Below are 23,246 nucleotides of genomic sequence, written 5' to 3'. Positions count from 1 at the left end.
CGGTAGTCAAGGTGGCTTCGGTGGTCAAGGTGGTTTCGGTAGTCAAGGTGGCTTCGGTGGTCAAGGCGGTGGCTTCGGTGGTCAAGGTGGCTTCGGTGGTCAAGGCGGCTTCGGTGGTCAATCAAATACTGGTTTCGAAGGCGAAACAAAATTTGAAGATGGTCAAGAAGACGAAAATAATCGTTAATTGATGATTGAAAAAAAGACGCTTTAAAGCGTCTTTTTTTATGTGTTTTACCAATGAAGTATATGATAAGTAAAATATGAAATATGCTGTTGAATAGATTTTAGAAATTTATCATTAATATTAATGATTTGGTGAGGCTAAAGTTTTGAGACTCTATAGATTATTTTAACAGGAGTTATTTATGGCTGCCTAATGATATCCATTAGTTGCTGCAAGGTCTTGTAATTAGTATCTCTTTAGTTTGTTTATTGTGAATAGAAAATAAAGTTATAAAAACCAAACCGAGTTATGCAATAACTCGGTTTGGTTTTTATAAAATCAAGCCCTGATTTGAGAAGATGTTCATTCTCAAATTTTAGTATTACTGTGGTTTTACTTTGTTATCAAGGCTTGGGTCTTTTATTTCAACATATGTGCTTGCACGCAATTCTCTTAACCAGCTATCTAGTTCTGAATCAAACTGACGTTCGCCTAAAATTTGACGAGCCATACGTTTTTGATATTCACTGGTCATATCTTGTTTACGAGTCTCGGTTACTTCCAGAATATGCCAGCCGAACTGAGTTTCGAAGGGTGCAGACACTTGATTAACTGTCGCACTTTGCATGATTTTATCGAACTCAGGCACCATCATACCTGGGTTCACCCAACCTAGACTACCACTATCACGAGCGGATCCAGGGTCATTTGAGTAAGTTGCAGCCAGTGTTGCAAAACTTTCACCTGCTTTAATTCGATTGTAAATACTATCAATCATTTGTTTCGCATTTTCAGGGCTAACAACTTCTGAAGTTTTAATTAAAATGTGACGAGTATGGTATTGAGGGACTAAAGCACGTTGGTCATTACTTTTGCGATCAATTAATTTTAAAATGTGAATACCATCTTTTGCTTGAATGAGATCAGTCGTTTGCCCCGATCTTAAAATGCTCACCCGCGCAGAAAGTTCCGCTGGAATTTCAGACAATGGACGGAATCCCATATCGGCGCCATCTACTTTTACCGTATCTGTAGAATATTTCTTTTCAATGGTTTTGACATCAGTGGAGTTGTTTAGTTCATTTCTAATTTTTTGTGCAACAGCATTGAGTTCATCGGCTGAACCCGTACCTGAAATTCGCATATGTACAACATGTACTTGGCTGCCTACTGCGGCTTGGCCTTCAGGTGATTTTAGAAAATTTTCAACATCTTGGTCAGTGATTTTGATACGCGACATAACTTGTTGTTGGCGTAAGCGTTGAATTAATAAATCATCTGAAATGCGATTACGTAAAATTTCATAGGTGCCAGGTGCTACAGCATCAAGCTTTTGTTGAAAAGCTTCTAAGCTTTTCGTACCTGATTGACTTGCAACTTTTAGTACAGCCTCATTTAAGGTTTTTTCATCATTTTTTAAACCATAACGCTTTACTTGTTCAAGCTGAGCATTTTGTAAAATAAGTTGGTTTAAAATTTGTTTTTCTAAAAATTGTTGAGGTGGAATAGCTTTTTTTTGAGCTTGCAGTTGATGTGTAGCTTCTGCGACGCCTTGATCTAAATCACTTTTTAAAATAGCACTGTTTCCAACGACTGCAATGACCTGATCGCTTGGTGCTGCAATTGCAAGCATTGATGAAGAAATGAGTAGGGTGAGTGCTGTTGCTTTAAAGAGGTTTTTAAAATTTTGCGTCTTCATTAATGTGTCCAAGATTGATTAACTTTATCGAATCCTAAAATACGGTTTTCGAGTAATGAGCTAAGTTTATTGTTTAATCCACCTAATCCTTTTAATGTGAATTCGGCCATTACTGCACGTTTAGGTTTTACATTAGGATCGTTAACATTGTCTAGATCGTTAAAATATGAACGACCATAGACCGAAACACCCCAACAACAAGATTCATAGTTCACACCCAATAGATATTCACGAGCAACATGATTCTCTATATCGTATTGAACGTGGCCCATAATACGCCAATTGTCTTTTACCGGCTGTATAAATGATGCAACTGCTTGATCATAAGCATCTTGACGGTCAGGTAAGAAATTTCTGTGGAAATATCCAAGATTATATAGGTTGCCTTTTGCACCAGTATAATAAACTTGGAAATCTCGTTGAGCATTCTCACCATTAGACATCCAAGCTGAGTTGGTGCTGATGGTGAAATTTTGAGATAACTGACTTGAAAGGCTTAATACTGGGCCTGTTCTTTTTTCAGTATCAATCGCATCACTTCTATTAAGTGTAACTCTACGATCGTCAAAATAATAACTTTGGCCGATACTAGCACGTAAACGTTCTAAGCCTACTGGATCAAACAAGCTATAACTTAATCCTAAAGATGCAAAATTGTTGTCATCTAGACGATCATGTCCATAGAAGCGGTAAGGGTTAAATAGCTGGTCATAGCTAATTGATGCAGTCGTGGAATCAAAGTTTGGATAGTCATTTTGATTTTTATACGGCGCATAGGCATAGAAAGCGCGAGGCGAAAGTGTTTGTAGGTATTTACCTTCTTTTTCAAAAGTAAGACCTGTATCTAAAGTAAATTGAGGGACGACAACAGATTTATTTTTGGTGTCAGAACTTGAATTACTATTTGCAATCGTTTCTTGGTCGTAGAATGTATTTAAGCTACGAACAGACATTTCTGGAATTGCATAACCCCAAGGATTGCGGAAGTTATATCGGGTTGCGAATTGATTGTATAAACGTGTACCACTAGGTTGGTTGTCTACCGTTGAGTCATTGATAGATTTTTTAAAATAAGTGCTATCATTGTTAAATTCATACTCAAAGCCTTGTGGATTGCCACCCACGTAATTCACCAGTAATTGGGGTAAACGTGCATAAGGTTTGTCGATATCTGGAATGGTTTTATCTAAAGTTTGGAAGTCTTCCACTTTAAATTGAGCACTTAAACCAGGAATACCATGTCCATAATTAAACGCCCAAGCACGACGCTGGTTAAGTTCAGTTCGGGTGTTAGGATTGCTATCTAGATCTGCAAAAAAGTCTTTATCGGAAACATAATTGTATTCAAGATTTGTAGACCATTGTTTGTCGATTTGCCAATCATGTAAAACGTGTAAGTCTTTGCGATCTTTATTGTTGTATCTATTGTCCGAGGGTAAGTCACTTCCCCAGATACTGCCTTTACCAAAATTTTGAGTAAGATAGCGAAACTCACCTTGAGCCATCAGACCGCGGTCAGTAATAATGCGTGGCGTAAGCGTTGCATCATAGTTTGGTGCTAAGTTTAAATAGACAGGAATTGCTAGTTCAAAACCACCGTCATTCGAAAATCCAAAGCTTGGATTTAAAATACCAGTTGCACGTCGGTCGTCAATTGGAAAGTTAAAGTAGGGTACAGCAATTACGGGAGTATCTTTAATGTAAAGCTTGGTACCCCGTGTTACGCCGCGACCAGTATCTTGATTAATCTCAATCTTTTTGGCTTGAATTTTCCAAGTCGGTGTTTCATCCGGTGGGCAAGTGGTATAACTTGCATCATCAAGGACAACGACAGTAGGTGAAGTTCTTGAAATTTTAGCAGCATGGCCATGTGCATGGGTTGCTTCAGAAATATAAAAACTATTGCTTAAATCACCAGTTTCATTTTTTAGATTGTAATTGATGCGGTCACTTTGTGCGATTAAACCGCCTTGTGCCATTTGTACATTGCCATTGGCATTAGCGAAGGTTTGGGTTTTATCAATGGTGATCTCATCTGCACGAATCATGCGACCATCTTGGTCAATCACAACATCACCAGATAAAACTGAATCGCCATTAGGGTTGAAATAGCCATGATCAGCAGTAATGACTGAAGTGCCATCTTGAGCTGAGGCTGCTTTGGTCTCGGCATTAAAGGGTGTCACCCAGACGCCTTCACAAAAGCGATTGCTTGCAGATTGAACATCGCGCACTTGAGCTGGCGCAGAATGTTTGTCTACATAATATTGCTCAAAGAAATTTTGACCGGGAAAGCTTTCTTTTATCGTTGCTTTTAACTGCTGATTATTAACATTAGAAACTGTTTTTGTAGATTCAGCATAGCTTGATACAGAACTTCCGCAAAGAAGGGTCAAAATAGCAGTCGCTAAAGGATTAAATTTAAACTGATGCTTCATTTTGTCTCATTAACCAAGTATGCAAATCGCAATTAATTATTATCGCATCATAGAGAAAAAGTTGATAAGTAGCTACACTTGGTGGTTCAAAATGCAGCCTGAATTAGATTTAATTGCAAATGAATACACAACGTGAACAAACCATACAAACTTGGCTTACATCTGTACTCAAATCAGATCAATTTCAAATTCACTTTTTAGCTGGCGATGCGAGTTTCCGTCGTTATGCACGAATTACTCTGAATAATAAAACATTTATGCTCATGGATGCACCCCCTTTAGTGGAAGAATGTGGTCCTTTTGTGGCGATTGATGAGTTCTTTGATCAAAATGGGGTGCGGGTACCCCATATAATTGCTAAGGATTTAGTGCAAGGTTTTTTATTATTAGAAGATTTTGGCGATATATTGTTATCTACACAGTTAAATGATCAAACTGTAGATAGTCATTATGCGCAAAGTTTCCAACAGTTGATTCAATTGCAATCGATTGATGGTGTGGGGCATTTCCCTGACTATTCTTATGAAAAGCTGATAACAGAAATGGAGCTATTAACCGCTTGGCTTTTACCATCCTTAAAGATTGAACCAACAAAAGAAGAGCAAGCATTAATTAAGCGTACATTTGCAATTTTGGCCAATGCTGCTTTGGCACAACCACAAGTGATTGTGCATCGTGATTTTCATAGCCGTAACTTAATGATCTTAGAAAATGAGACAGAACAAGGCGTGATTGATTTTCAAGATGCAGTCATTGGTGCGGATACCTATGATTTGATCTCGATAACGCGAGATGCTTATGTACAGTGGAATGCAGATCGTGTTTATCAATGGTTTAAAACATTTTATGACTTATTGCCAGCATCTGCGCAACAAGAGCGTGATTTTGAACAATTTAAACGTGATGCAGATTTGATGGCGATTCAGCGTCATATTAAAATTTTAGGCATTTTTGTACGTTTATTTGAGCGTGATGGTAAGTCAGGCTATTTGAAGGATCTGCCACGTGTGATGTGGTATTTGCTTGAAGAGAGTAAACCTTATGCGGAATTAAAGCCGTTTATGCAATTTGTGCAACAACGAGTTATGCCAAAATTTGAAGAAAAATATGGCACGTATGAGGTGCTTGCATAATGAAGGCTATGATTTTAGCAGCGGGTTTGGGTAATCGTATGCGTCCACTCACCTTATATAAGCCTAAGCCATTGCTTGAAGTCGGTGGCAAAGCATTGATTGTTTGGCATATCGAAAAATTAAAAAAAATTGGTGTGACTGATATTATCATTAACTCTGCATGGTTGGCCGATATATTGATTGGCACGCTCGGAGATGGAACTCAATTTGGCGTGAATATTCGGTGGACACGTGAAGATGAAGGTCTGGAAACTGCGGGTGGAATTATCAATGCGTTGCCTTTATTGGGTGATGAGCCTTTTATTCTTGTGAATGGTGATGTTTGGACAACATTTGACTTTGCGGAGTTGTTGGATGTTCAGCTCAAAGATGACTTGGTACATTTGGTTTTAGTGACCAATCCTGAGCAGCATCCTAAGGGCGATTTTACCCTTGTAGATAGTCGTGCTTATACTTTTGAGCAAAATCGACAGGGTGAAAATTTAACCTACAGTGGTTTGGCTGTGATTGATCCTAAAATGTTTGCTGGTTTGGAAGGTGGCAAGCGACCATTGGCGCCTTTGCTGAAATTAGCAATGGCTGAGGAAAAAGTATCTGCTACTAAAATGCAGACTGCATGGGTGGATGTGGGTACACCTGAACGGTTAAGTAGCTTAGATTTGCAGATTCGTCAGGGGATATACGATTAAATGCATAATCACTAATCGTTAACTAGTGTTCCACGGTCTAGAAATCGGTATACTTCCATTTAATTTTATTGAGATGTTATTTCGCTATGCATCCATTTTTTCAAGAGTTAAAGCAGGGTAGCCAACAACTTGGTTTAGAGCTGAGTGATGAAGCACTGAATTTATTACTCAAATATCAAGATACTTTAGTGCTGTGGAACAAAGCTTATAATTTAACCGCTATTCGTGATCCGAAAGAAATGCTGGTGAAGCATTTGTTGGATAGCTTGAGTATTTTAAAAGACTTACCAGTTGGGCGTCTGCTTGATATTGGTACAGGTGGTGGTATGCCAGGCATGATCATTGCTTTGTGTCAGCCTGAACGTGAATGTGTGTTGCTTGACTCCAATGGTAAAAAAATTCGTTTTCTCAAACAGTTTATTGCAGATTTAAAATTAAAAAATGTCATTGCTGTGCAGACTCGAGTTGAAAATGAAGACATGATTCAAGAGCTGGGTCAGTTTGATGTGATTACCAGTCGTGCTTTTGCGTCATTGACTGATTTTGTTGATGCTTCGAAACCTTATATGCATGCGACCAGTATCATTGCTTCAATGAGAGGTTTAATCCCAAGTGACGAAGTCGCTGCAGTGAAAGACCGCTTTAGTTGTGATGTGATTGAGTTGCGTGTGCCGCGCTTAGATGAACAACGTCATTTACTTTTATTAAAACAGATTTAGAAACAGACTAAGGATTGGATTTACCATGGCTCAAATTATAGCAATCGCTAACCAGAAAGGTGGCGTAGGTAAAACCACAACAGCAGTAAATTTGGCTGCCTCTATGGCTGTCTTAAAGAAACGTGTGTTATTGGTGGATATGGATTCCCAAGGCAATGCCACCATGGGGTCGGGGATTCAAAAAAATGACTTATTGTATTCGGTCACTGATGTTTTATTGGGTGAAGTGCCGATTGAAACAGCCATTACGAAAGCAGAAGTCGGCTATAAAGTTTTAGGTTCAAATCGTGATTTGGCGGGTGTTGAATTGGCAATTGCAGACCAAGAAGGTCGTGAATTTATTCTGCGCAATGCATTGCAACAAATTGAACATAACTTTGATTATGTCATTGTCGACTGTGCACCAAGCTTAAGTTTAATTACGGTCAACGCTTTATCTGCGGTACACAGTGTAATGATTCCGATGCAGTGTGAATATTATGCTTTGGAAGGTTTGGCAGACTTAACTCAAACCATTGATAAAATTCAGCAAGCATTAAATCCAGACTTGGAAATTATTGGTGTATTGCGGACGATGTATGATGCGCGTAACGCATTGACACGTGATGTATCGGAAGAGTTGGAGCAGTATTTTGGTAAGAAACTTTACGATACTGTTATTCCTCGAAATGTACGTTTGGCTGAAGCACCTGCACATGGATTGCCGATTATTTATTTTGAAAAAAGCTCTAAGGGTGCAATTGCATACTTAAACTTAGCAGCAGAAATGTTAAAAAAAAGTAAAGTAAAAAAGGAAAGTAAAGCATGACCACTAAAAAACGTGGATTGGCAAAAGGTCGTGGTTTGGATGCATTGCTGGGTTCGATTCAAAAAGAAAAATTACAACTCGAAGTTCAAGCATTAGATCACGGTCAGCTGAAACAGATTGATGTTGAGCAATTAAAACGTGGCGCGTATCAACCGCGTCGTTTTATTGATGAGCAAGACTTACAAGAATTGGCCGCATCCATTAAAAAGCATGGCGTGATGCAGCCTATTGTGATTCGTCCGATTGATGATGAACACACACCTTATGAAATTATTGCTGGTGAACGTCGTTGGCGTGCAGCAAAAATTGCAGGATTAGCTACAGTTCCTGCAATTGTGCGTGATTTAACTGATCAAGTCGCAATTGCTTTAGCGCTAATTGAAAATATTCAGCGCCAAGATTTAAATCCAATTGATCAGGCTTTAGCTTTGCAGCGTTTCCATGAAGAGTTTGGTTTAAGTCATCAAGAAATTGCAGATACTGTAGGCAAGGCACGAACGACGGTAAGTAACTTGCTACGCTTGTTGAGCTTAGCGGATGAAATCAAAGATTTGATGCAACAAGGTCAAATTGATATGGGGCATGCTCGTGCAATTTTAACCTTAAAGGCCAAAGATCAATTGCATATTGCTAAAATTGTGATTGAGAAAAGCTTATCTGTTCGTCAGACTGAGCAGTTGGTTCGTGACTTAAGTACGCCGAAACAAGAGAAAGCGAAAGAGGTGTCTTCTGCGGATATGGAGCAACTGACTAAAAAACTATCAGAGCGCTTTAGTGCAGACGTTAAGATTGATCACAATAAACAAGGGAAGGGTAAATTGGTTATCCATTACCACTCTTTAGATGAATTGGATGGTATTTTAAATATCTGTTTATCTGAATAAAAAAATATTACATTACAGGTTTGAAATTTTGGGGAACTAAAGATGTGGGAATTGGTTAAGGCAGGTGGGTGGTTGATGCTACCTTTGGTGCTGTGTTCAATATTTACCGTAGCGATTTCTGTCGAGCGACTCATTCGATTGAAGAGTTCTTTAGTTCTACCTAAAAACTTGTTAATGAAAAAAGGGCGTAGTCTAGACTCAGTTTTAGATGTATTGGAAAAAGATAAAGAAGCACAGCAATCGACGCTGGGTTATATTTTTCAAGATGGTGTGGATGCGTTTCCACATGGTGAAGAATATGCTCGTGCTCAAATGGAAGCAACCGCTTCACGTGAAATTGGTTACTTAGAAAAATATATTAACTTTCTTGGGACTTTGAGTGCAGTTGCCCCGTTGTTAGGATTGTTGGGAACGGTGGTGGGTATTATTGAGTCATTCTTAGTGCTGGATTTGGGTTCAAATAGTAATCCGGCAATGATGATCCCAGGGATTTCAAAAGCATTAATTACTACGGCAGTCGGTATGGTGATTGCGATTCCTGCATTATTCGCTTATCGCTATTTTCAGCGGGTCGTGCAAGTTTATATCGCTGAGTTAGAACAACAGTCGACTTTATTTCATGCAGCTTTATTTTATCAAAAGCATGATCAAGCCAATCAGAAGAAAGCGGGTTAACTGTTGGGAATGCTTTAATGAAATTTAAGAGACAGAGTGTTGAGGATATTCATATCAATTTAACGCCTTTAATTGATTGTTTATTATTTATATTGGTGATATTGCTACTCACGACAACATTCACTCAGCAGAGCCGCATTAATTTATCTTTGCCTGACGCACAAGGTGTTCCACCAAAACAGTACGATCAAAAAATTGAAGTCATGGTAGACTCTTCAGGGCATTATGCGGTGAATGGACAGGCGCTTTCAAGTAAAGAAACGGCTGATCTAAGCACGGCAATTAAGCAAGCTGCAAATGATCGTCGTGATTTAATGTTTGTGATCGCAGCTGATGCACAGGCAACACATCAAGATGTCATTCGTGTTATGGATGCCGCAGGTCAACTCGGTTTCGTAAATATCAATATCAGTACTAAAGTTCCATCTAGAGGTTATTAATTCGTGAACCAAGATTTTAAGGTCTATTTACGCCTCGTTTCATATTTAAAGCCATATTGGGGTATTGCCTTATTTGTTCTTCTTGGTTTCGGGATTAATGCTGCAACAGAGGTTTCGGTTGCTAAGTTACTGAAATTTATCATTGATGCGATTCAATCTGGAAATCGTGCAGATTTAGATTGGTTCCCAGCGCTCATTGTGTTGTTAATATTCTTCCGTGGGCTTGGCTTGTTCATGGGGGGGTACTTTACTGCTGTTATTTCTAGAAGTTTAGTGTTTAGTATTCGCCAAGAGGTGTATGCAAAATTACTTCGCTTACCTTCGCAGTATTATCTGGATAATTCATCTGGGCATATTACTGCGAAAATTATGTATAACGTTGAGCAAGTTACAGCAGCATCATCGGAATCATTAAAAGTTGTAGTCAAAGATGGTTTGATTACCTTGGGTTTGTTTGGCTATTTGTTGTATAGCAATTGGCGCTTAACATTATGTATTTTTATTTTTATGCCACTGATAGCTTTCCTTGTGCGTAAGGCGTCAAAACGCATGCGTAAGCTTTCTATTCAAGTTCAAAATACCATGGGTGATGTAAATCATGTGGTACAAGAAAGTGTCAATGGGCAGGCGGTAGTTAAAAGTTTTGTTGGTGAAGAAAATGAACAAAAGCGTTTTTATAAATCTTCTGAAGAAAACTTAAAACGTGGCTTGAAAATGGTGGTGGTACAAAACCTGAATAGCCCCTTGGTGCAATTGGTTATGGCTATTGCGATGAGTGTCATCGTATGGCTGGCATTACGACCACAAATTTTAGGTGATACCTCGTCAGGTGAGTTTGTTGCTTATATTACTGCGGCGGGTTTGTTGGCAAAACCGATAAAAAGCTTAACGGATGTGAATGAGAAGCTACAACGTGGTATGGCTGCTGCTTATTCAGTATTTGAATTATTGGATCTGCCTGAAGAAGCCAATACGGGAACATTAAAGCCGAAGTTACGTGGCGCAATTCAGTTTGATCATGTTGAGTTGACCTATAAAAAAACAGTGCATGCCATTCAAGACTTTTCACTCAATATTCAAGCGGGGCAAACAGTTGCTTTGGTTGGGCGTTCGGGTGCTGGTAAGACTTCACTGGTAAATCTGTTGGTGCGCTTTCAAGAAATCAGTAAAGGTCAGATTTATTTAGATGATATTGCTATTCGTGATATTGAGTTGGGCTGCTTACGCTCACAAGTTGCGATGGTGAATCAGCAAGTCATTTTGTTTGATCGTACAGTGCGTGCCAATATTGCTTATGGTCAATTGGAAAATGCTACGGATGATGAGGTTATTGCCGCAGCAAAAGCTGCTTATGCGCATGATTTTATTATGGACTTACCAAAAGGTTATGACACGCCAATTGGTGCACAAGGTCTTTCACTTTCAGGTGGTCAGCGACAACGGATTGCGATTGCGCGGGCAATTTTAAAAAATGCGCCAATTCTCATTTTAGATGAAGCAACCAGTGCGCTCGATAATGAATCTGAATATTTTATTCAAAAAGCATTTGATGAAGCGATGCAAGATCGAACTACCATAGTGATTGCACATCGATTATCAACCATTGAAAATGCAGATCTTATTGTCGTAATGGATAAAGGGCGTATTATTGAGCAAGGTAGTCATGCTGAGTTGTTGGCTCAACATGGTGCGTATTATCAATTACATCAAAGAAACTTTGAGGAATAAGCAGGTATGTCTATTGCGCAAATCATTCAAAATGCTTGGAATACGCAAGCAAAGTGGTTGATTGTTTTGCGCCCTTTGTCATGGATATATCGGTTTGGTTTTTTACTGAATAAACAATGTTATAAAAGCAAATTCAAAACTGCTTATCATGCACCAGTACCCGTTATGGTTATTGGTAATATTACGGTGGGTGGTAGTGGTAAAACACCGTTGTTGATTCAGTTGGTAAAATATCTCCAACAAAATCAAATTAAAGTCGGAGTTATTAGCCGAGGTTATGGTGGGCAAGGCCCATTTCCTGCCTTAGTGACTGTAGACGCTATGCCTGAAATTGTTGGTGATGAGCCTTGTTTAATTGTGCAGTCTACAGGTGTGTTGATGGCCGTGGGGGCTAATCGTCAAGCCAGCATTGAGTTGTTATTACAACACGCGGCTTTGGACTTAATTATTAGTGATGATGGTTTGCAACATTGGGCTTTAGAACGTCAGTTGGAATGGATTGTTCTTGATCAAAATCGAGGTCTAGGTAACCAAAAACTCTTACCCGAAGGTTATTTGCGGGAACCTGTATCACGTCTAAAAGACAGTACGGTGATTGAACATGGCGCCCATCCAACATCTGAGTTGAATATGCATCTTGAAGTGGCTATACCATATTTGCTTAATCCACTTTATGATCAAGCAGAGCTTTTTGATCCATGCTTAGATTATTATGCTGTAGTGGGAATTGGCTTTCCACAGCGCTTTTATCAGACTTTAGAAAGTTTGGGAGTGGAGCAGTTTCAATGTCATGAATTCCCTGACCATCATGATTATGAAATTGATGATATTCAGTTTGAAGATAGTAATCCGATTATTACCACTGAAAAAGATGCGGTAAAGCTTTTGCCCTTATTAAGGCAGCATCCAACTTTTAATCGTGAAATTTGGGTCATTCCAGTTGAAGCTGTATTATCAAATCAGTGCTATGCATTATTAAATCGTCAATTGTCACAACTCGGCATTCAGATTGCTTAAGGCTTTAAAATGAAACACATTGTTATTCCTGCTCGTTTTGCAAGTTCACGTTTACCTGGGAAGCCATTATTAGAAATTCATGGGCGTCCCATGATTTTGCGTGTGGTAGATCAAGCTAAAAAAGTGCAAGGTTTTGATGATCTGTGTGTGGCCACTGATGATTTGCGTATTGCTGAAGTTTGTCGTGCTGAGGGCATTGATGTGGTGATTACAGACCCGAATCATCCATCAGGGACAGATCGTTTAAGTGAGGTTGCTCGCATTAAAGGTTGGGATGCGCAAGACATCATTGTGAATGTCCAAGGAGATGAGCCTTTACTTCCAGCGCAATTGGTACAACAGGTTGCAAATTTATTGATTGAAAAGCCACATTGTTCAATGTCAACGTTATGTGAGCCGATTCATCATTTGGATGAGTTTCAACGCGATAGTATTGTAAAAGTAGTAATGTCTAAATTTAATGAAGCATTGTATTTCAGTCGCTCACCGATTCCTTATGACCGTGATGGCGCTCAGCAAGGTGTTGCAAGCTTACATCAGCAGGCGTTTCGTCATTTGGGTCTATATGCTTACCGTGTAAATTTATTGCAGGATTATGTGACTTGGGATATCGGGCAGTTAGAGCAATTGGAAAGTTTGGAGCAATTACGTGTACTGGAAAATGGACATCGTATTGCTATTAATATTGCGGCAGTGAATTTACCACCAGGGGTAGATACTCAAGCTGATTTAGATCGTTTAAATGCGATGGATATTAAGAATTTTGAATAAAGCACAGTGGGTTTAATCAGCATGGGTGCAGTACATTCACAAGTTTATCCATGGCAACAGCAAATTTGGGAAACCTTAACGGGGCGATTCCCTAATTTGGGTCATGGTTTATTATTTTATGGTAAACATGGTTGTGGTAAACAAGCATTTGCACAACATTTTTTAGCATGGATTTTATGTCTGAATAAGAAACCAGAAGCAGCATGTGGCGAATGTAGTAGCTGTTTGTGGTTAAAATCAGACACTCATCCGAATTATGTGCATATTTCTACCGATGAAGATAATAAAAAGCAAAATGCTAAAATCAAGATTGAGAAAATCCGTGATTTATTGCCCTTTGTACAACAAACTGTAGATGGTTGGCGTGTAATTGTCATTGAGCCTGCAGAAGCATTGAACATGGCATCTGCAAATGCATTACTCAAAACCTTGGAAGAGCCTGGTGAAAGAATTATGATTATTCTTTTGGCCGATCATTATTTAAAACTGCCAGCAACTATTCGTAGTCGTTTGCAACATTATGCTTTAGATCGTATTTCTATGGAGCAAGGTAAGGCTTATTTAAAAGCGCATTTATCTGACGTTGAAACATCAAATATTGCGTTGTTGATGAGTTTGTCGAATCAGATGCCTTTGCAAGCGCTTGAATTGGCGCAAAGTGCATGGCTCAAACTGCGGGCTGATTTTGTTCAAGATTGGCAAAAACTAGTGATACAAAAAAATATGCCAATGCAATTGGCCAGTAAATGGAATAAATTGCTGGTTTTTACAGATTTTATTCAAATGTTTGAATACTTGTTGTCAGATTTAATTTGTGTCAAGCTGAACCAAGCAGTTAAGAATTCAGATCTAGACTTCAAAGTGTTGGCAGAGCAATATCAAGTGCAAACATTGTTTGATATTTATGAATATTTACAACAATCAAAACAAATGGTTGATCAAAATGTGCAAACGAATCTAATTGTTGATCAGCTGTTTATAAAATTAATGCATGTTTCATCAGTGTGACATAATTAAAGGGGAATAATGATGCAGCCACGTATGGGCGGTTTATTACAAGTTAATATTGGTGATCGAGTGACTTTGCAGGCGAGCTATATGCCTTATGTACAAGGTGGCGGTTTGTTTATTCCCTCAAAGCAAGTGGTCAAAATGGGTGAGGAAATTTTTGTTTTGGCAACTTTGCCAGATCAATTACAAAAAATTCCCTTAACTGGTAAAGTGATTTGGATTACACAAAAGCAAGCCGGCTTAAAACCCCAAGGTTTTGCCATTCAAATGAGTGGTGAAAAAGGTGTTTACTATAAAATGGAAGCTGAAAAGTTGCTTGCAGGAAGTTTATCTTCAGATAAGCCTAGTTTTACCATGTGATTTTTTGGTAAGCGCTTTAGTAAATAAAATTTAAGCAGATCGTTGTTGGTAGGTAAAATGTTTGTTGATACGCATTGTCATTTAACTATGTTGAATTTAGAGCCCTATGCAGGCAGTTTAGATGCAGCATTAGCTGAGGCTCGTCAATGTGGTGTGTCTAAATTTATGGGAATTTCAGTTGATCTAGATGATCACATTGCATTGTCAGAAATTGCGGCTCGACATGCAGATGTAGGCTATAGCGTGGGTGTACATCCATGTGAAGATGTTGATGTTATGCAGCGTGCCACGGTGGATTATCTAGTTGAGCTCGCGCAAGCTGAAAAAGCATGGGCATTGGGTGAAACGGGACTCGATTATTTTCATAGTACAGCATTTATTGCTGAGCAAAAAGCTTGTTTTGCACGACATATTCAAGCCTCACAATTGGTTAAAAAACCTGTGGTGGTACATACTCGTTCAGCAAAACATGACACTGTGGATATCATTCGTGCTGAAAAATCGACACATGGTATTTTGCATTGTTTTACTGAAGACTGGGAAACAGCGAAAGCAGTGCTGGATTGTGGTTATTACATTTCTTTTTCAGGGATTATATCGTTTAAAAATGCTCAGGATTTAAGAGATGTTGCCAAGCAGGTACCATTGGATCGTTTGCTGATAGAAACAGATAGTCCGTATTTGGCACCCATGCCATATAGAGGCAAGTCGAATGAACCTAAATACGTTCCTTATGTAGCCAAAGCCTTAAGTGATGTATATGATAAAACACTCGAGGAGATTGCTTTTATTACCACACAAAACTTTGAGAATCTCCTTAAACAAAAGTAATGTGAATAGAAGTGCGTCATTTTTTTACGGATAGAATAGCAAGAAGAGAGTTTATCGAGTGAAGATGGATCGTCAGGCTCAGTTTAGAGCAAGAGAAGCGTTAATTTTTCAAGTGGCAGAGCAACTACTGTTAGAAAATGGTGAAGCGGGCATGACGCTTGATGCCTTGGCGGCCGAATTGGATCTAGCTAAAGGGACACTTTATAAACATTTTCAAAGCAAAGATGAATTGTACATGTTGCTGATTATTCGTAATGAGAACATGCTACTTGAAATGGTGCGAGATACTGAAAAAGCCTTTCCTGAACATTTGGCGTTTTTTATGCTGCATCATTTACATCATCCAGAGCGTGCAGTTTTATTTCACCAAATTGAAGAGCGTCTTTCTACCACAGGTCAAGGAATTCATCATTTATTTAGTGAACTCTACCAAGTTAGAAAGCAACGCCTACGTATTATTATTCGTATGACTGAGCGCTATTTAGAGTCGATTGAAAGTGTCATGAGTGTACGCGATTATCTGGCTTCTATTTGGTCGATCACTCAGGGTGCTGCATCAATTCTAAATTCGAGTTTCTATCAGCGTTATTTGGGTTGCCGAGATACACTAAGAGTGGCGTTGATTGATCAAGCTTTGGCATTGCCAAAACATTCGTTAGTCACGGAACAAATTGCTGAATACAATTAAGAAGATGCTATGAATCATCCATCACCATCTCGGCAGCAAGGTTTTACCCTCATAGAGTTGATGGTGGTGATTGTAATCATTAGTATTATGGCTTCGCTGGTGGTGCTTAATATTGGTGGTGTTGATCAGCGTAAGACAATGCAAGCCCGCGAGTTTCTGATCTTGGATTTAAAGAAGATTAATCGTGAAGCCAATGATCAGGCGCGAATTTATGCTTTAGATACTCATCCAGCTACAGATGTGACAGCCTTTACTTATCAACTCACAGAATATAAACCCAGATCAATTGATCAAAATAGTCGTATTCAAGTGCTTGAGCAAAATAAATGGCAAGCTTTAACCGAGTTTAAGTCTAGAGTTTTACCTGAGCATGTGTCATTTATGGTTCAAGCACAAGATCATCAATATCAAAATGCCAATAATGCAGATTTAATCGGCGCCCAAGCCCCACAATTGATTTGGTTGGGAAATGGTGAGGTAAAACCTGTTTCTATTCAAATGTATTATGATCAAAACCCAGTCGGTTCACCCATTAATATTGATTATTTGGGGAAGATCACCGATGCAGAGTAAAGGTTTTACGCTGATTGAAGTGGTTGTAGCATTGGCAATTTTTGCAGTCGCTGCTATGGCATTAACGCATGTGGCGATGCAATATACACAATCAACCGCCAATGCTATTTTACGGACCAAAGAACAATTTGTTGCACAGAATGAAATTGCACAAATGGAAATTAATCAGGAAGTATTGGAAGGCACTCAATCTAAACAAGTAACCTCACAAGGTGAAACTTGGCAAATTGATAAGAAGGCCGAAGCCACTATTAGCCCAAATGTACAACGTATTGATGTGCAGATCAGCTTGTTTAATACTGAGCAAGGTAAAGTAGAGTCAGGAATTACGAATTTGATTTTTTTTAACTATCCACAAAAAAATAATCCATCGTGAAGCAGCAAATAGCATGAAAATTTCCCAAATAAAAGCAAAAGCGGGTTTTACTTTAGTTGAGCTGCTCGTGGCGATTGCAATTTTTGCTGTACTTTCGGCAATGGGGTGGAAGGTTTTTGACTATTTATTGAAGGTAAAAGATCGTAATGCGACACACGAAGAAAATTTAGGACAGTTACAAGAGGCATTTCAACAGTTTCAGCGTGATACGTTACAGATTCTACCGCTCACTGCAAATGTGGCTGGACAGATACAGCCTGCTTTACGTTTGATTGGTCAAAATTTAAGTTTTAGTAAGGCGGGTGTGACAGATCCTTTAAAACAAGGTTTATCACCGTATGAACGGATTGAATATCAATATAATGCACAAGAAAAAAAGCTTTATCGTTTGAAATACGCAAATTTGAATACAACCAATTCAGCGCAACCCTTATCCAGTGTTTTATTAACAGATGTCGATCAATACAGTATTGTAGTTTTAAATCCGGGTGAATTAGACCGTTGGCCTGCAACAGTGAGCGATGCAAATGATATTCAAGCACAGCAATTATTGCCCCGTGGTTTAAAGATCAAAGTGATGATTCGTGATATTGAATATGAATGGATTTTTAGTCTATTAAATACCAACTATTTGCTGAAAAGCCAATCGGGTAGTGGCAGTGATTCAAATGGCGGTACGCCAAATAGTAATGTCAATCAGGATGGACAGAACCATAATTCACTCAATAATGGTTTCCAGAATAATAGCTCACTCAACAGTAGTTTAGATCATTGAGTCATCGAATGAAGTCGCAGAAAGGGATTGCATTAATTACCATATTGGTCATGGTTGCTTTAGCGACGATTATTGCTGCAACCATTGCAAAGCGGCAACAGAGTACTTTTGAGAGTACTGCCTATTTAATGCGGCAAAACCAAGCGCTTTATTATGCAAAAAGTGCAGAAGCTTTTTTTGCAGAGTTGTTGGTACAAGACAGTGACAGTAGTGCGAGTGTGGATTACTTACAAGAAACATGGGCACAACCCATGCCAGCATTTCCTGTTGAAGATGGTTTCGTTTCAGGCACGTTAAAAGATGAATCCGGAAAATTTAATTTAAATACTTTGTTAAAGAGTGATGGCGCTGAAAATCCAGAGACTAAGAAGTTTTTTGAAAAGCTTTTAGTGAGAGTAGGGTTGCCAGCTGAATTGAGCCAAGCCGTCATTGATTGGCAGGACCCCGATGATTTAACTGTGGGGGCGATGGGTGCTGAAAGTAATTATTATCAAGGACTGCCTCGTCCATATTTAGCTGCCAATACTCAATTCCATCAAATTGAAGAACTAAAACAAGTTCGTGGTTTTGAAGGCGCGAAATTTGATTTGATTGCGCCTTATATTTCAGCCTTACCCGAGATTAGTACAAAAATAAATGTGAATACTGCTGAGCCCTTACTTTTGGCAAGTCTAGATGAAAAAATAGATGTGAATACCGTAACTTCTGCGATACAAGCAAAACAAAATAAGCTAGAGCATTTTTCCAATGTGAATGAATTAATGGTAATACCACCATTTGATTCAGTCAATCCAGAAGCAAAAGCACTAGCACCACAAGTTTTTGATGTGAAATCAAATTATTTTAAAGCTCAAATCGAGGTGTTATTTTCAAATCGTAAAAGACAATTTACCAGTTATATGATGCGTAAAGACAAGCATGTTTTTGTCTATGCTCGAAATTTAGCACCTTTTTAAAGTAGAAAGAACAGTGTGCTACCGGCATATGCAGGTAGGGATTTGGTAGGTGGTATCTTAAAAAATAGAGATTAAATTAATATATCGGGTTTGCTAATACCTTTTGCCTATTGTCAAGAACGGTAAAATTAATGCTCAGGGTTTCAGTTTTGCTTTATAATCAAATTTCTTAACGTTTTGTTGAAATTTTGGCGCATGTTAATTCGTAAGTTATTTAAATTTGAAAATGCACATATCGTGCGTAACTGCACATCTGATCGTTGTAAGCGTTCGATTCATGGTCACAGTTATAAAGTAGAATTACTGTTAAAGGCTTCGAAACTAGATCATGGTCAAATGGTATATGACTTTGGCTTGCTCAAAGGTGTGATTAAAGATTTATTTGATAGCTTTGATCATGCGATTTGTTTCTGGCAAAATGACAGTGCAGAATATATTCAAGCATGTAAAACATTTAGTGCGCGTTGGGTGGCTTTACCCGTATCGCCGTCTGCAGAGCAATTTTCTCGAATTTTTTTCTATTTGGCACAGCAAGTTCTACAGTCAACCATCACTCAAAATGGTGAGGGCGATGTAGAAGTTTATTCTGTAATCGTGCATGAAACCGATACAGGTTATGCACAGAGCTTTCAAGAAGATATTGAAAATGTTCAAATGGGGATTTTAGGTCTAGATCAAATTGTATTTTCAGAACAAGTACAAGCAGAATGGACTGATCCACAAATGTATGAAAATTTAAAACAAGGATTGAAGTTTCAAAATCCAGAAGTAGATTTGCAAGTACACGTTTAAATGAGTTCCCTGAGTATGGAGTTGTGGTTTTAGGATGAATACAAATGCAATTAACTGAACAAGAACAAGCAAAATTGAATCAAGTTCGGTTGGATGACAGTTGGAAATACAGTTTGTCAGAGTTCTTGTTAAGTTCAAAAATGGAACATTTACGAGAATTTTTACTGGCTGAGATTAAAGCGGATAAAGTGGTCTATCCTCCAAGTTCACTTATTTTTAATGCTTTAAATGCCACACCATTACATCAAGTCAAAGCGGTGATTTTAGGTCAAGATCCTTATCATGGACCAAATCAAGCGCATGGTTTGAGTTTTTCTGTACAAAAGGGACTTGCATTACCCCCGTCATTGCGTAATATTTTCCATGAATTGAATACTGATTTAGGTTTGACCATTTCAAAACATGGTGATTTAAGTCAATGGGCACAACAAGGTGTACTGTTGCTCAATAGTGTTTTAACTGTAGAAGCAGGGCAGCCAACATCACATCAAAAACAAGGTTGGGAAGATTTCACCGATACGGTCATTGATGTGTTGAATGAGCAGCGTGAACATGTGGTATTTATTCTTTGGGGTGCTTATGCACAACGCAAAGGGCAACGTATTGATCAAAATAAACATTTGATACTCAAAGCTGCACATCCATCACCTTTAGCAGCAAACCGAGGTGGTTTTTTTGGTTGTAAAGCATTTTCTAAAACAAATAATTATCTGAAACAAAATGGCATTGAGCCGATAGATTGGCAGCTGGACGCATGACAAATTCTCCCTTAACAAACGATTATCATCCGGATCTCATCATTGAAGATGCTAAAAATGGTTGGCGAGTTGTTCGCTTAAACCGTCCAAAATCTCTTCATGCTTTAGATGAATCCATTGCAACTGCATTATTAAAGCTATTTCAAGATTATCACCATGATGATTCAGTTAAAGCTATCTGGTTAGACTCAACTACGCCAAAGGCTTTTTGTGCTGGTGGTGACGTACGTAAATTGCGTCAATTGGTGATTAATAACGAAGTAGCTGCTGCAAATCAATTCTTTGAACAAGAGTATGCACTAGATTTATTACTGCATGATTACGCAAAACCAGTGGTGGTTTGGGGTGAAGGTTATGTGATGGGAGGTGGGCTTGGGTTATTCATGGCTGCACCATTCCGTCTAGTAACACCATATTCACGTTTGGCGATGCCAGAAGTGAATATTGGGCTCTATCCAGATGTGGGCGCGACGCGCTTCTTGGCGGATCGTGGTCCGATTGGCTTATTTACGGGTCTTACTGGTTCAATCATGACTGCTGCGGGTGGTTATGGTATTGGTTGGGCAACGCATATTTGTGATGCACAGCGTGATGTGGTATTGCAAAAATTATTGAATATTGATTGGGATCATTATCCAGCAGGAGATTTCCGTGCTTTAGATGATACTTTAAATGGTTTACATCGTCCGGTAGCACCAGGACCATTACAAAACTCGTTGGATGTGATCCATAGCGTATGTCGTGGTGTAAGTTTTGAGCAAGATTATCAAGCGATTATTGGTTTGATTGATGCGCGTAGTGATTGGTTGCGTCAAGCCAGCGAAAACTTAGCAAAAGGTTCGCCAAGTACGGCAGCTATTACTTGGCTGTTGTGGCAATGGGGGCGTCAAGTTCATTCTTGGCAAGAGGTTTTTGCATTAGAATTACAGATTTCTGATTGGAAAATTCGTCATCCTGATTTTGTAGAAGGTGTACGTGCACGTTTGGTTGATAAAGACTTATCACCTGCATGGGAAGCCTGTGAATCAATGTCATTACATGGTATTTTGGCAAAAAATCCACCTGTCACTAATATTGAGAGTTGGAATGCACTGTTAAAACAATATCATGTGATCTCATAATTTTTAATGGTTGATTCTACTATCTTAATTTCTAGTGAATTGAGTGAGCAACAAAAAATAGATGAACAATGGATGCAGCATGCCTATGAGCAAGCTGCATTCGCTGCTTCTCAGGGGGAAATTCCTGTTGGTGCGATTATTGTCAGTCAGGGAAATGTGATTGGACAGGGTTTTAATGCGCCTATTTTATTAAATGATCCAACGGCACATGCTGAAATACAAGCAATTCGGCAGGCGTGTTCTCATATTCAAAACTATCGCTTACCTGATGATGCAACACTCTATGTAACACTTGAGCCTTGTACGATGTGTGTGGGTGCTTTAATACATTCTAGAATCCATCGCGTGGTTTTTGGGGCAACTGAGCCTAAAGCAGGCTCATTAGTCAGTAGTCGAAAACTATTAGAATTAGGTTATTATAATCATGTCTTTGAATTTGAAGGCGGATGTTTGCACGCTCAGTGCTCAGCCCAGTTATCAGATTTTTTTAGAATGCGTCGCGAGCAGAAAAAACAGCATCGTGTCGAACAGAATTTACTGAAGAAGCAAAACAATAATTTAGAATAGACTAAAACAAGGTGACGTATTGTCACTAACGCTGAGAGAATAAAATGAATGCAATTCAAGTCAAAAAAGAATTCAATGCACCGATTGATCAAGTTTTTGAGTTACTCTCAAAACATGAAACCTATAATGTTGCCTTTGCACCAGTGCAAGTCGTACGTGTCAAGGATGCTACAGATCCTGCACGCCCAGATGGTTTGGGATCAATCCGTAGAATGGGGTTTGGGCCGATCAAGCCGATTCAAGAGCAGATTACTTTGCTTGATGTTAATAAACGTATTGAATATAAGTTAATTAATAATCCTTTAATTAAGCACCATATTGGAATTATTGAGTTTGAAGCGCTTTCAGCAACCCATACACTAGTGAAATATACGATTGAATTACAAGCACATGCTCCATTTGTGAGTAAATTAATACTTGCGCAGCTCAAACTAGCGATTACACTAGGTTTTTCCAAATTGGCAAAATCTGTATAAATCGGGCAATCAATGACAATTCAAATTATTACAATCGATGGACCAAGTGGTTCTGGTAAAGGAACATTAGCTGCAAAAATCGCCAATCACTATCAATTTCATTTGTTGGATTCGGGAGCTTTGTATCGCTTACTTGGGTTGTCATTACAGCAAAAAAATCTGCTCGAATCCTTGGAAAATGAGGATGTGCTCAAACAATGCGTTACAATTGCAACAAATTTAGACATCGTATTTAAGAGCAAAGGTGATGGAATCATCATTTTACTTGATGGTAAAGATGTCACTCAAATTATACGTACTGAGCAAATTGGCGAATGTGCTTCAAAAGTTGCCGCAATTCCAGTACTTAGAGCAGCACTTTTAGAACGACAACGTGCTTTTGCACAAGCACCAGGTTTGGTTGCAGATGGCCGAGACATGGCGACAACGATATTTCCAGAAGCTCAAGTTAAGATTTATCTGACGGCTTCTGCGGAGTCACGTGCTGAACGTCGTGTAAAACAGTTGCAGGGTATGGGGCTGGATGTTAAAATAAACGATATTTTAGCAAATATACAAGCTCGGGATAAGCGAGATATGGAACGTACAGTCGCTCCACTCAAGCCAGCAGATGATGCTTATATCATTGATAGTTCAAATTTGAATATCGATGAAGTATTCAAACTGATGACTGATTATGCCGATGCACATTTAGCTAAATAACCAATATTTAATCAAATATCAGTAGAAGCATAGCTTGATCAGTTTATATGGACTATGTGGATACTTAATTAAACCGGCCTTGTCTGATCCAAG

At 38.8% G+C, this 23,246-nt stretch carries 26 protein-coding genes and 1 pseudogene; 25 read left to right on the top strand and 2 right to left on the bottom strand.

Features of this window, described 5'->3' with window-relative positions; genetic code table 11:
• Positions 1-187: pseudogene (locus B9T28_RS10640) on the top strand (RNA chaperone Hfq); the annotation flags it as partial.
• Positions 188-548: 361 nt separating this feature from the next.
• On the opposite strand, the gene B9T28_RS10635 reads toward B9T28_RS10640, so the two are convergent.
• Entirely contained in the window at positions 549-1,865 is a 1,317-nt protein-coding gene (locus B9T28_RS10635; protein WP_086203949.1) for a peptidylprolyl isomerase, read from the bottom strand.
• The gene (locus B9T28_RS10630) at positions 1,865-4,303 is read right to left on the bottom strand and encodes an LPS-assembly protein LptD (protein ID WP_086203948.1); all 2,439 of its coding nucleotides are present in this window, start codon (positions 4,301-4,303) and stop codon (positions 1,865-1,867) included. Before B9T28_RS10630 ends, B9T28_RS10635 begins: the two co-directional genes overlap by 1 nt.
• A gap of 119 nt (positions 4,304-4,422) precedes the next feature.
• Here B9T28_RS10630 and B9T28_RS10625 point away from each other — a divergent pair, with 119 nt between their 5' ends.
• From B9T28_RS10625 to cmk, 24 genes are all read left to right on the top strand, one after another.
• A complete protein-coding gene (locus B9T28_RS10625) occupies positions 4,423-5,436 on the top strand; it encodes an aminoglycoside phosphotransferase family protein (RefSeq protein WP_086203947.1) in 1,014 nt (337 codons plus the stop codon).
• Entirely contained in the window at positions 5,436-6,125 is a 690-nt protein-coding gene (murU, locus tag B9T28_RS10620; RefSeq protein ID WP_086203946.1) for an N-acetylmuramate alpha-1-phosphate uridylyltransferase MurU, read from the top strand. Before B9T28_RS10625 ends, murU begins: the two co-directional genes overlap by 1 nt.
• An 86-nt stretch (positions 6,126-6,211) precedes the next feature.
• A complete protein-coding gene (rsmG, locus tag B9T28_RS10615; protein ID WP_086203945.1) occupies positions 6,212-6,844 on the top strand; it encodes a 16S rRNA (guanine(527)-N(7))-methyltransferase RsmG in 633 nt (210 codons plus the stop codon).
• 25 nt (positions 6,845-6,869) lie between these two features.
• Positions 6,870-7,652: a ParA family protein gene (locus B9T28_RS10610; RefSeq protein ID WP_086203944.1), complete on the top strand. Its 783-nt coding sequence runs from the start codon at positions 6,870-6,872 to the stop codon at positions 7,650-7,652.
• Positions 7,649-8,536: a ParB/RepB/Spo0J family partition protein gene (locus tag B9T28_RS10605; protein WP_086203943.1), complete on the top strand. Its 888-nt coding sequence runs from the start codon at positions 7,649-7,651 to the stop codon at positions 8,534-8,536. Before B9T28_RS10610 ends, B9T28_RS10605 begins: the two co-directional genes overlap by 4 nt.
• A gap of 42 nt (positions 8,537-8,578) precedes the next feature.
• Positions 8,579-9,211: a MotA/TolQ/ExbB proton channel family protein gene (locus tag B9T28_RS10600; RefSeq protein WP_086203942.1), complete on the top strand. Its 633-nt coding sequence runs from the start codon at positions 8,579-8,581 to the stop codon at positions 9,209-9,211.
• A gap of 17 nt (positions 9,212-9,228) precedes the next feature.
• Positions 9,229-9,651 (top strand): ExbD/TolR family protein, encoded by a 423-nt coding sequence (locus B9T28_RS10595; protein WP_086203941.1) that lies wholly within the window; start codon positions 9,229-9,231, stop codon positions 9,649-9,651.
• 3 nt (positions 9,652-9,654) lie between these two features.
• Positions 9,655-11,379, top strand: coding sequence for a lipid A export permease/ATP-binding protein MsbA (gene msbA, locus B9T28_RS10590; protein ID WP_086203940.1), 1,725 nt, complete (start codon positions 9,655-9,657; stop codon positions 11,377-11,379).
• A 6-nt stretch (positions 11,380-11,385) separates the two neighbouring features.
• Complete coding sequence (gene lpxK / locus B9T28_RS10585; protein ID WP_086203939.1) at positions 11,386-12,396, top strand: tetraacyldisaccharide 4'-kinase; 1,011 nt, start codon at positions 11,386-11,388, stop codon at positions 12,394-12,396.
• Between the two features lie 9 nt (positions 12,397-12,405).
• Entirely contained in the window at positions 12,406-13,167 is a 762-nt protein-coding gene (kdsB, locus tag B9T28_RS10580; protein ID WP_086203938.1) for a 3-deoxy-manno-octulosonate cytidylyltransferase, read from the top strand.
• 21 nt (positions 13,168-13,188) lie between these two features.
• Positions 13,189-14,175 carry a DNA polymerase III delta subunit-related protein gene (locus B9T28_RS10575; RefSeq protein ID WP_086203966.1) on the top strand — a complete coding sequence of 329 codons (987 nt, stop codon included), beginning with the start codon at positions 13,189-13,191 and terminating at the stop codon, positions 14,173-14,175.
• 21 nt (positions 14,176-14,196) lie between these two features.
• Positions 14,197-14,538, top strand: a complete 342-nt coding sequence (locus B9T28_RS10570; protein ID WP_086203937.1) for a PilZ domain-containing protein — start codon at positions 14,197-14,199, stop codon at positions 14,536-14,538.
• Between the two features lie 57 nt (positions 14,539-14,595).
• Positions 14,596-15,369, top strand: coding sequence for a TatD family hydrolase (locus tag B9T28_RS10565; RefSeq protein ID WP_086203936.1), 774 nt, complete (start codon positions 14,596-14,598; stop codon positions 15,367-15,369).
• A 64-nt stretch (positions 15,370-15,433) separates the two neighbouring features.
• Entirely contained in the window at positions 15,434-16,057 is a 624-nt protein-coding gene (locus tag B9T28_RS10560) for a TetR/AcrR family transcriptional regulator (protein WP_086203935.1), read from the top strand.
• A gap of 9 nt (positions 16,058-16,066) precedes the next feature.
• Positions 16,067-16,630 carry a type II secretion system protein gene (locus B9T28_RS10555; protein ID WP_086203934.1) on the top strand — a complete coding sequence of 188 codons (564 nt, stop codon included), beginning with the start codon at positions 16,067-16,069 and terminating at the stop codon, positions 16,628-16,630.
• On the top strand, positions 16,620-17,006 hold the full coding sequence (gene gspI, locus B9T28_RS10550) for a type II secretion system minor pseudopilin GspI (RefSeq protein ID WP_086203933.1): 387 nt from the start codon (positions 16,620-16,622) through the stop codon (positions 17,004-17,006). The genes B9T28_RS10555 and gspI overlap by 11 nt, the downstream gene beginning before the upstream one ends.
• Before the next feature lie 13 nt (positions 17,007-17,019).
• A complete protein-coding gene (gene gspJ, locus B9T28_RS10545; RefSeq protein ID WP_086203932.1) occupies positions 17,020-17,781 on the top strand; it encodes a type II secretion system minor pseudopilin GspJ in 762 nt (253 codons plus the stop codon).
• An 8-nt stretch (positions 17,782-17,789) separates the two neighbouring features.
• Positions 17,790-18,737 carry a type II secretion system minor pseudopilin GspK gene (gene gspK, locus B9T28_RS10540; protein WP_086203931.1) on the top strand — a complete coding sequence of 316 codons (948 nt, stop codon included), beginning with the start codon at positions 17,790-17,792 and terminating at the stop codon, positions 18,735-18,737.
• A gap of 195 nt (positions 18,738-18,932) precedes the next feature.
• Positions 18,933-19,529 (top strand): 6-pyruvoyl trahydropterin synthase family protein, encoded by a 597-nt coding sequence (locus B9T28_RS10535; RefSeq protein ID WP_086203930.1) that lies wholly within the window; start codon positions 18,933-18,935, stop codon positions 19,527-19,529.
• 44 nt (positions 19,530-19,573) lie between these two features.
• Positions 19,574-20,287 carry a uracil-DNA glycosylase gene (gene ung, locus B9T28_RS10530; RefSeq protein WP_086203929.1) on the top strand — a complete coding sequence of 238 codons (714 nt, stop codon included), beginning with the start codon at positions 19,574-19,576 and terminating at the stop codon, positions 20,285-20,287.
• Positions 20,284-21,408 carry an enoyl-CoA hydratase/isomerase family protein gene (locus B9T28_RS10525; protein WP_086203928.1) on the top strand — a complete coding sequence of 375 codons (1,125 nt, stop codon included), beginning with the start codon at positions 20,284-20,286 and terminating at the stop codon, positions 21,406-21,408. The genes ung and B9T28_RS10525 overlap by 4 nt, the downstream gene beginning before the upstream one ends.
• Positions 21,409-21,447: 39 nt before the next feature.
• On the top strand, positions 21,448-21,975 hold the full coding sequence (tadA, locus tag B9T28_RS10520) for a tRNA adenosine(34) deaminase TadA (RefSeq protein WP_213032973.1): 528 nt from the start codon (positions 21,448-21,450) through the stop codon (positions 21,973-21,975).
• Between the two features lie 44 nt (positions 21,976-22,019).
• Positions 22,020-22,451 (top strand): SRPBCC family protein, encoded by a 432-nt coding sequence (locus B9T28_RS10515; RefSeq protein WP_086203926.1) that lies wholly within the window; start codon positions 22,020-22,022, stop codon positions 22,449-22,451.
• 12 nt (positions 22,452-22,463) lie between these two features.
• The gene (gene cmk, locus B9T28_RS10510) at positions 22,464-23,153 is read left to right on the top strand and encodes a (d)CMP kinase (RefSeq protein ID WP_086203925.1); all 690 of its coding nucleotides are present in this window, start codon (positions 22,464-22,466) and stop codon (positions 23,151-23,153) included.
• Positions 23,154-23,246: the final 93 nt, after the last annotated feature.

This window comes from Acinetobacter silvestris (assembly GCF_002135235.1).
Lineage (GTDB): Bacteria > Pseudomonadota > Gammaproteobacteria > Pseudomonadales > Moraxellaceae > Acinetobacter > Acinetobacter silvestris.
This window is presented reverse-complemented; position numbering and strand designations above follow the sequence as displayed.

Bases quoted from the DNA above. Each gene is read 5' to 3' on its own strand.
- B9T28_RS10635 (WP_086203949.1), bottom strand. From the start codon at position 1,865: ATGAAGACGCAAAATTTTAAAAACCTCTTTAAAGCAACAGCACTCACC.
- B9T28_RS10630 (WP_086203948.1), bottom strand. From the start codon at position 4,303: ATGAAGCATCAGTTTAAATTTAATCCTTTAGCGACTGCTATTTTGACC.
- B9T28_RS10625 (WP_086203947.1), top strand. From the start codon at position 4,423: ATGAATACACAACGTGAACAAACCATACAAACTTGGCTTACATCTGTA.
- murU (WP_086203946.1), top strand. From the start codon at position 5,436: ATGAAGGCTATGATTTTAGCAGCGGGTTTGGGTAATCGTATGCGTCCA.
- rsmG (WP_086203945.1), top strand. From the start codon at position 6,212: ATGCATCCATTTTTTCAAGAGTTAAAGCAGGGTAGCCAACAACTTGGT.
- B9T28_RS10610 (WP_086203944.1), top strand. From the start codon at position 6,870: ATGGCTCAAATTATAGCAATCGCTAACCAGAAAGGTGGCGTAGGTAAA.
- B9T28_RS10605 (WP_086203943.1), top strand. From the start codon at position 7,649: ATGACCACTAAAAAACGTGGATTGGCAAAAGGTCGTGGTTTGGATGCA.
- B9T28_RS10600 (WP_086203942.1), top strand. From the start codon at position 8,579: ATGTGGGAATTGGTTAAGGCAGGTGGGTGGTTGATGCTACCTTTGGTG.
- B9T28_RS10595 (WP_086203941.1), top strand. From the start codon at position 9,229: ATGAAATTTAAGAGACAGAGTGTTGAGGATATTCATATCAATTTAACG.
- lpxK (WP_086203939.1), top strand. From the start codon at position 11,386: ATGTCTATTGCGCAAATCATTCAAAATGCTTGGAATACGCAAGCAAAG.
- kdsB (WP_086203938.1), top strand. From the start codon at position 12,406: ATGAAACACATTGTTATTCCTGCTCGTTTTGCAAGTTCACGTTTACCT.
- B9T28_RS10575 (WP_086203966.1), top strand. From the start codon at position 13,189: ATGGGTGCAGTACATTCACAAGTTTATCCATGGCAACAGCAAATTTGG.
- B9T28_RS10570 (WP_086203937.1), top strand. From the start codon at position 14,197: ATGCAGCCACGTATGGGCGGTTTATTACAAGTTAATATTGGTGATCGA.
- B9T28_RS10565 (WP_086203936.1), top strand. From the start codon at position 14,596: ATGTTTGTTGATACGCATTGTCATTTAACTATGTTGAATTTAGAGCCC.
- B9T28_RS10560 (WP_086203935.1), top strand. From the start codon at position 15,434: ATGGATCGTCAGGCTCAGTTTAGAGCAAGAGAAGCGTTAATTTTTCAA.
- B9T28_RS10555 (WP_086203934.1), top strand. From the start codon at position 16,067: ATGAATCATCCATCACCATCTCGGCAGCAAGGTTTTACCCTCATAGAG.
- gspI (WP_086203933.1), top strand. From the start codon at position 16,620: ATGCAGAGTAAAGGTTTTACGCTGATTGAAGTGGTTGTAGCATTGGCA.
- gspJ (WP_086203932.1), top strand. From the start codon at position 17,020: ATGAAAATTTCCCAAATAAAAGCAAAAGCGGGTTTTACTTTAGTTGAG.
- gspK (WP_086203931.1), top strand. From the start codon at position 17,790: ATGAAGTCGCAGAAAGGGATTGCATTAATTACCATATTGGTCATGGTT.
- B9T28_RS10535 (WP_086203930.1), top strand. From the start codon at position 18,933: ATGTTAATTCGTAAGTTATTTAAATTTGAAAATGCACATATCGTGCGT.
- ung (WP_086203929.1), top strand. From the start codon at position 19,574: ATGCAATTAACTGAACAAGAACAAGCAAAATTGAATCAAGTTCGGTTG.
- B9T28_RS10525 (WP_086203928.1), top strand. From the start codon at position 20,284: ATGACAAATTCTCCCTTAACAAACGATTATCATCCGGATCTCATCATT.
- B9T28_RS10515 (WP_086203926.1), top strand. From the start codon at position 22,020: ATGAATGCAATTCAAGTCAAAAAAGAATTCAATGCACCGATTGATCAA.
- cmk (WP_086203925.1), top strand. From the start codon at position 22,464: ATGACAATTCAAATTATTACAATCGATGGACCAAGTGGTTCTGGTAAA.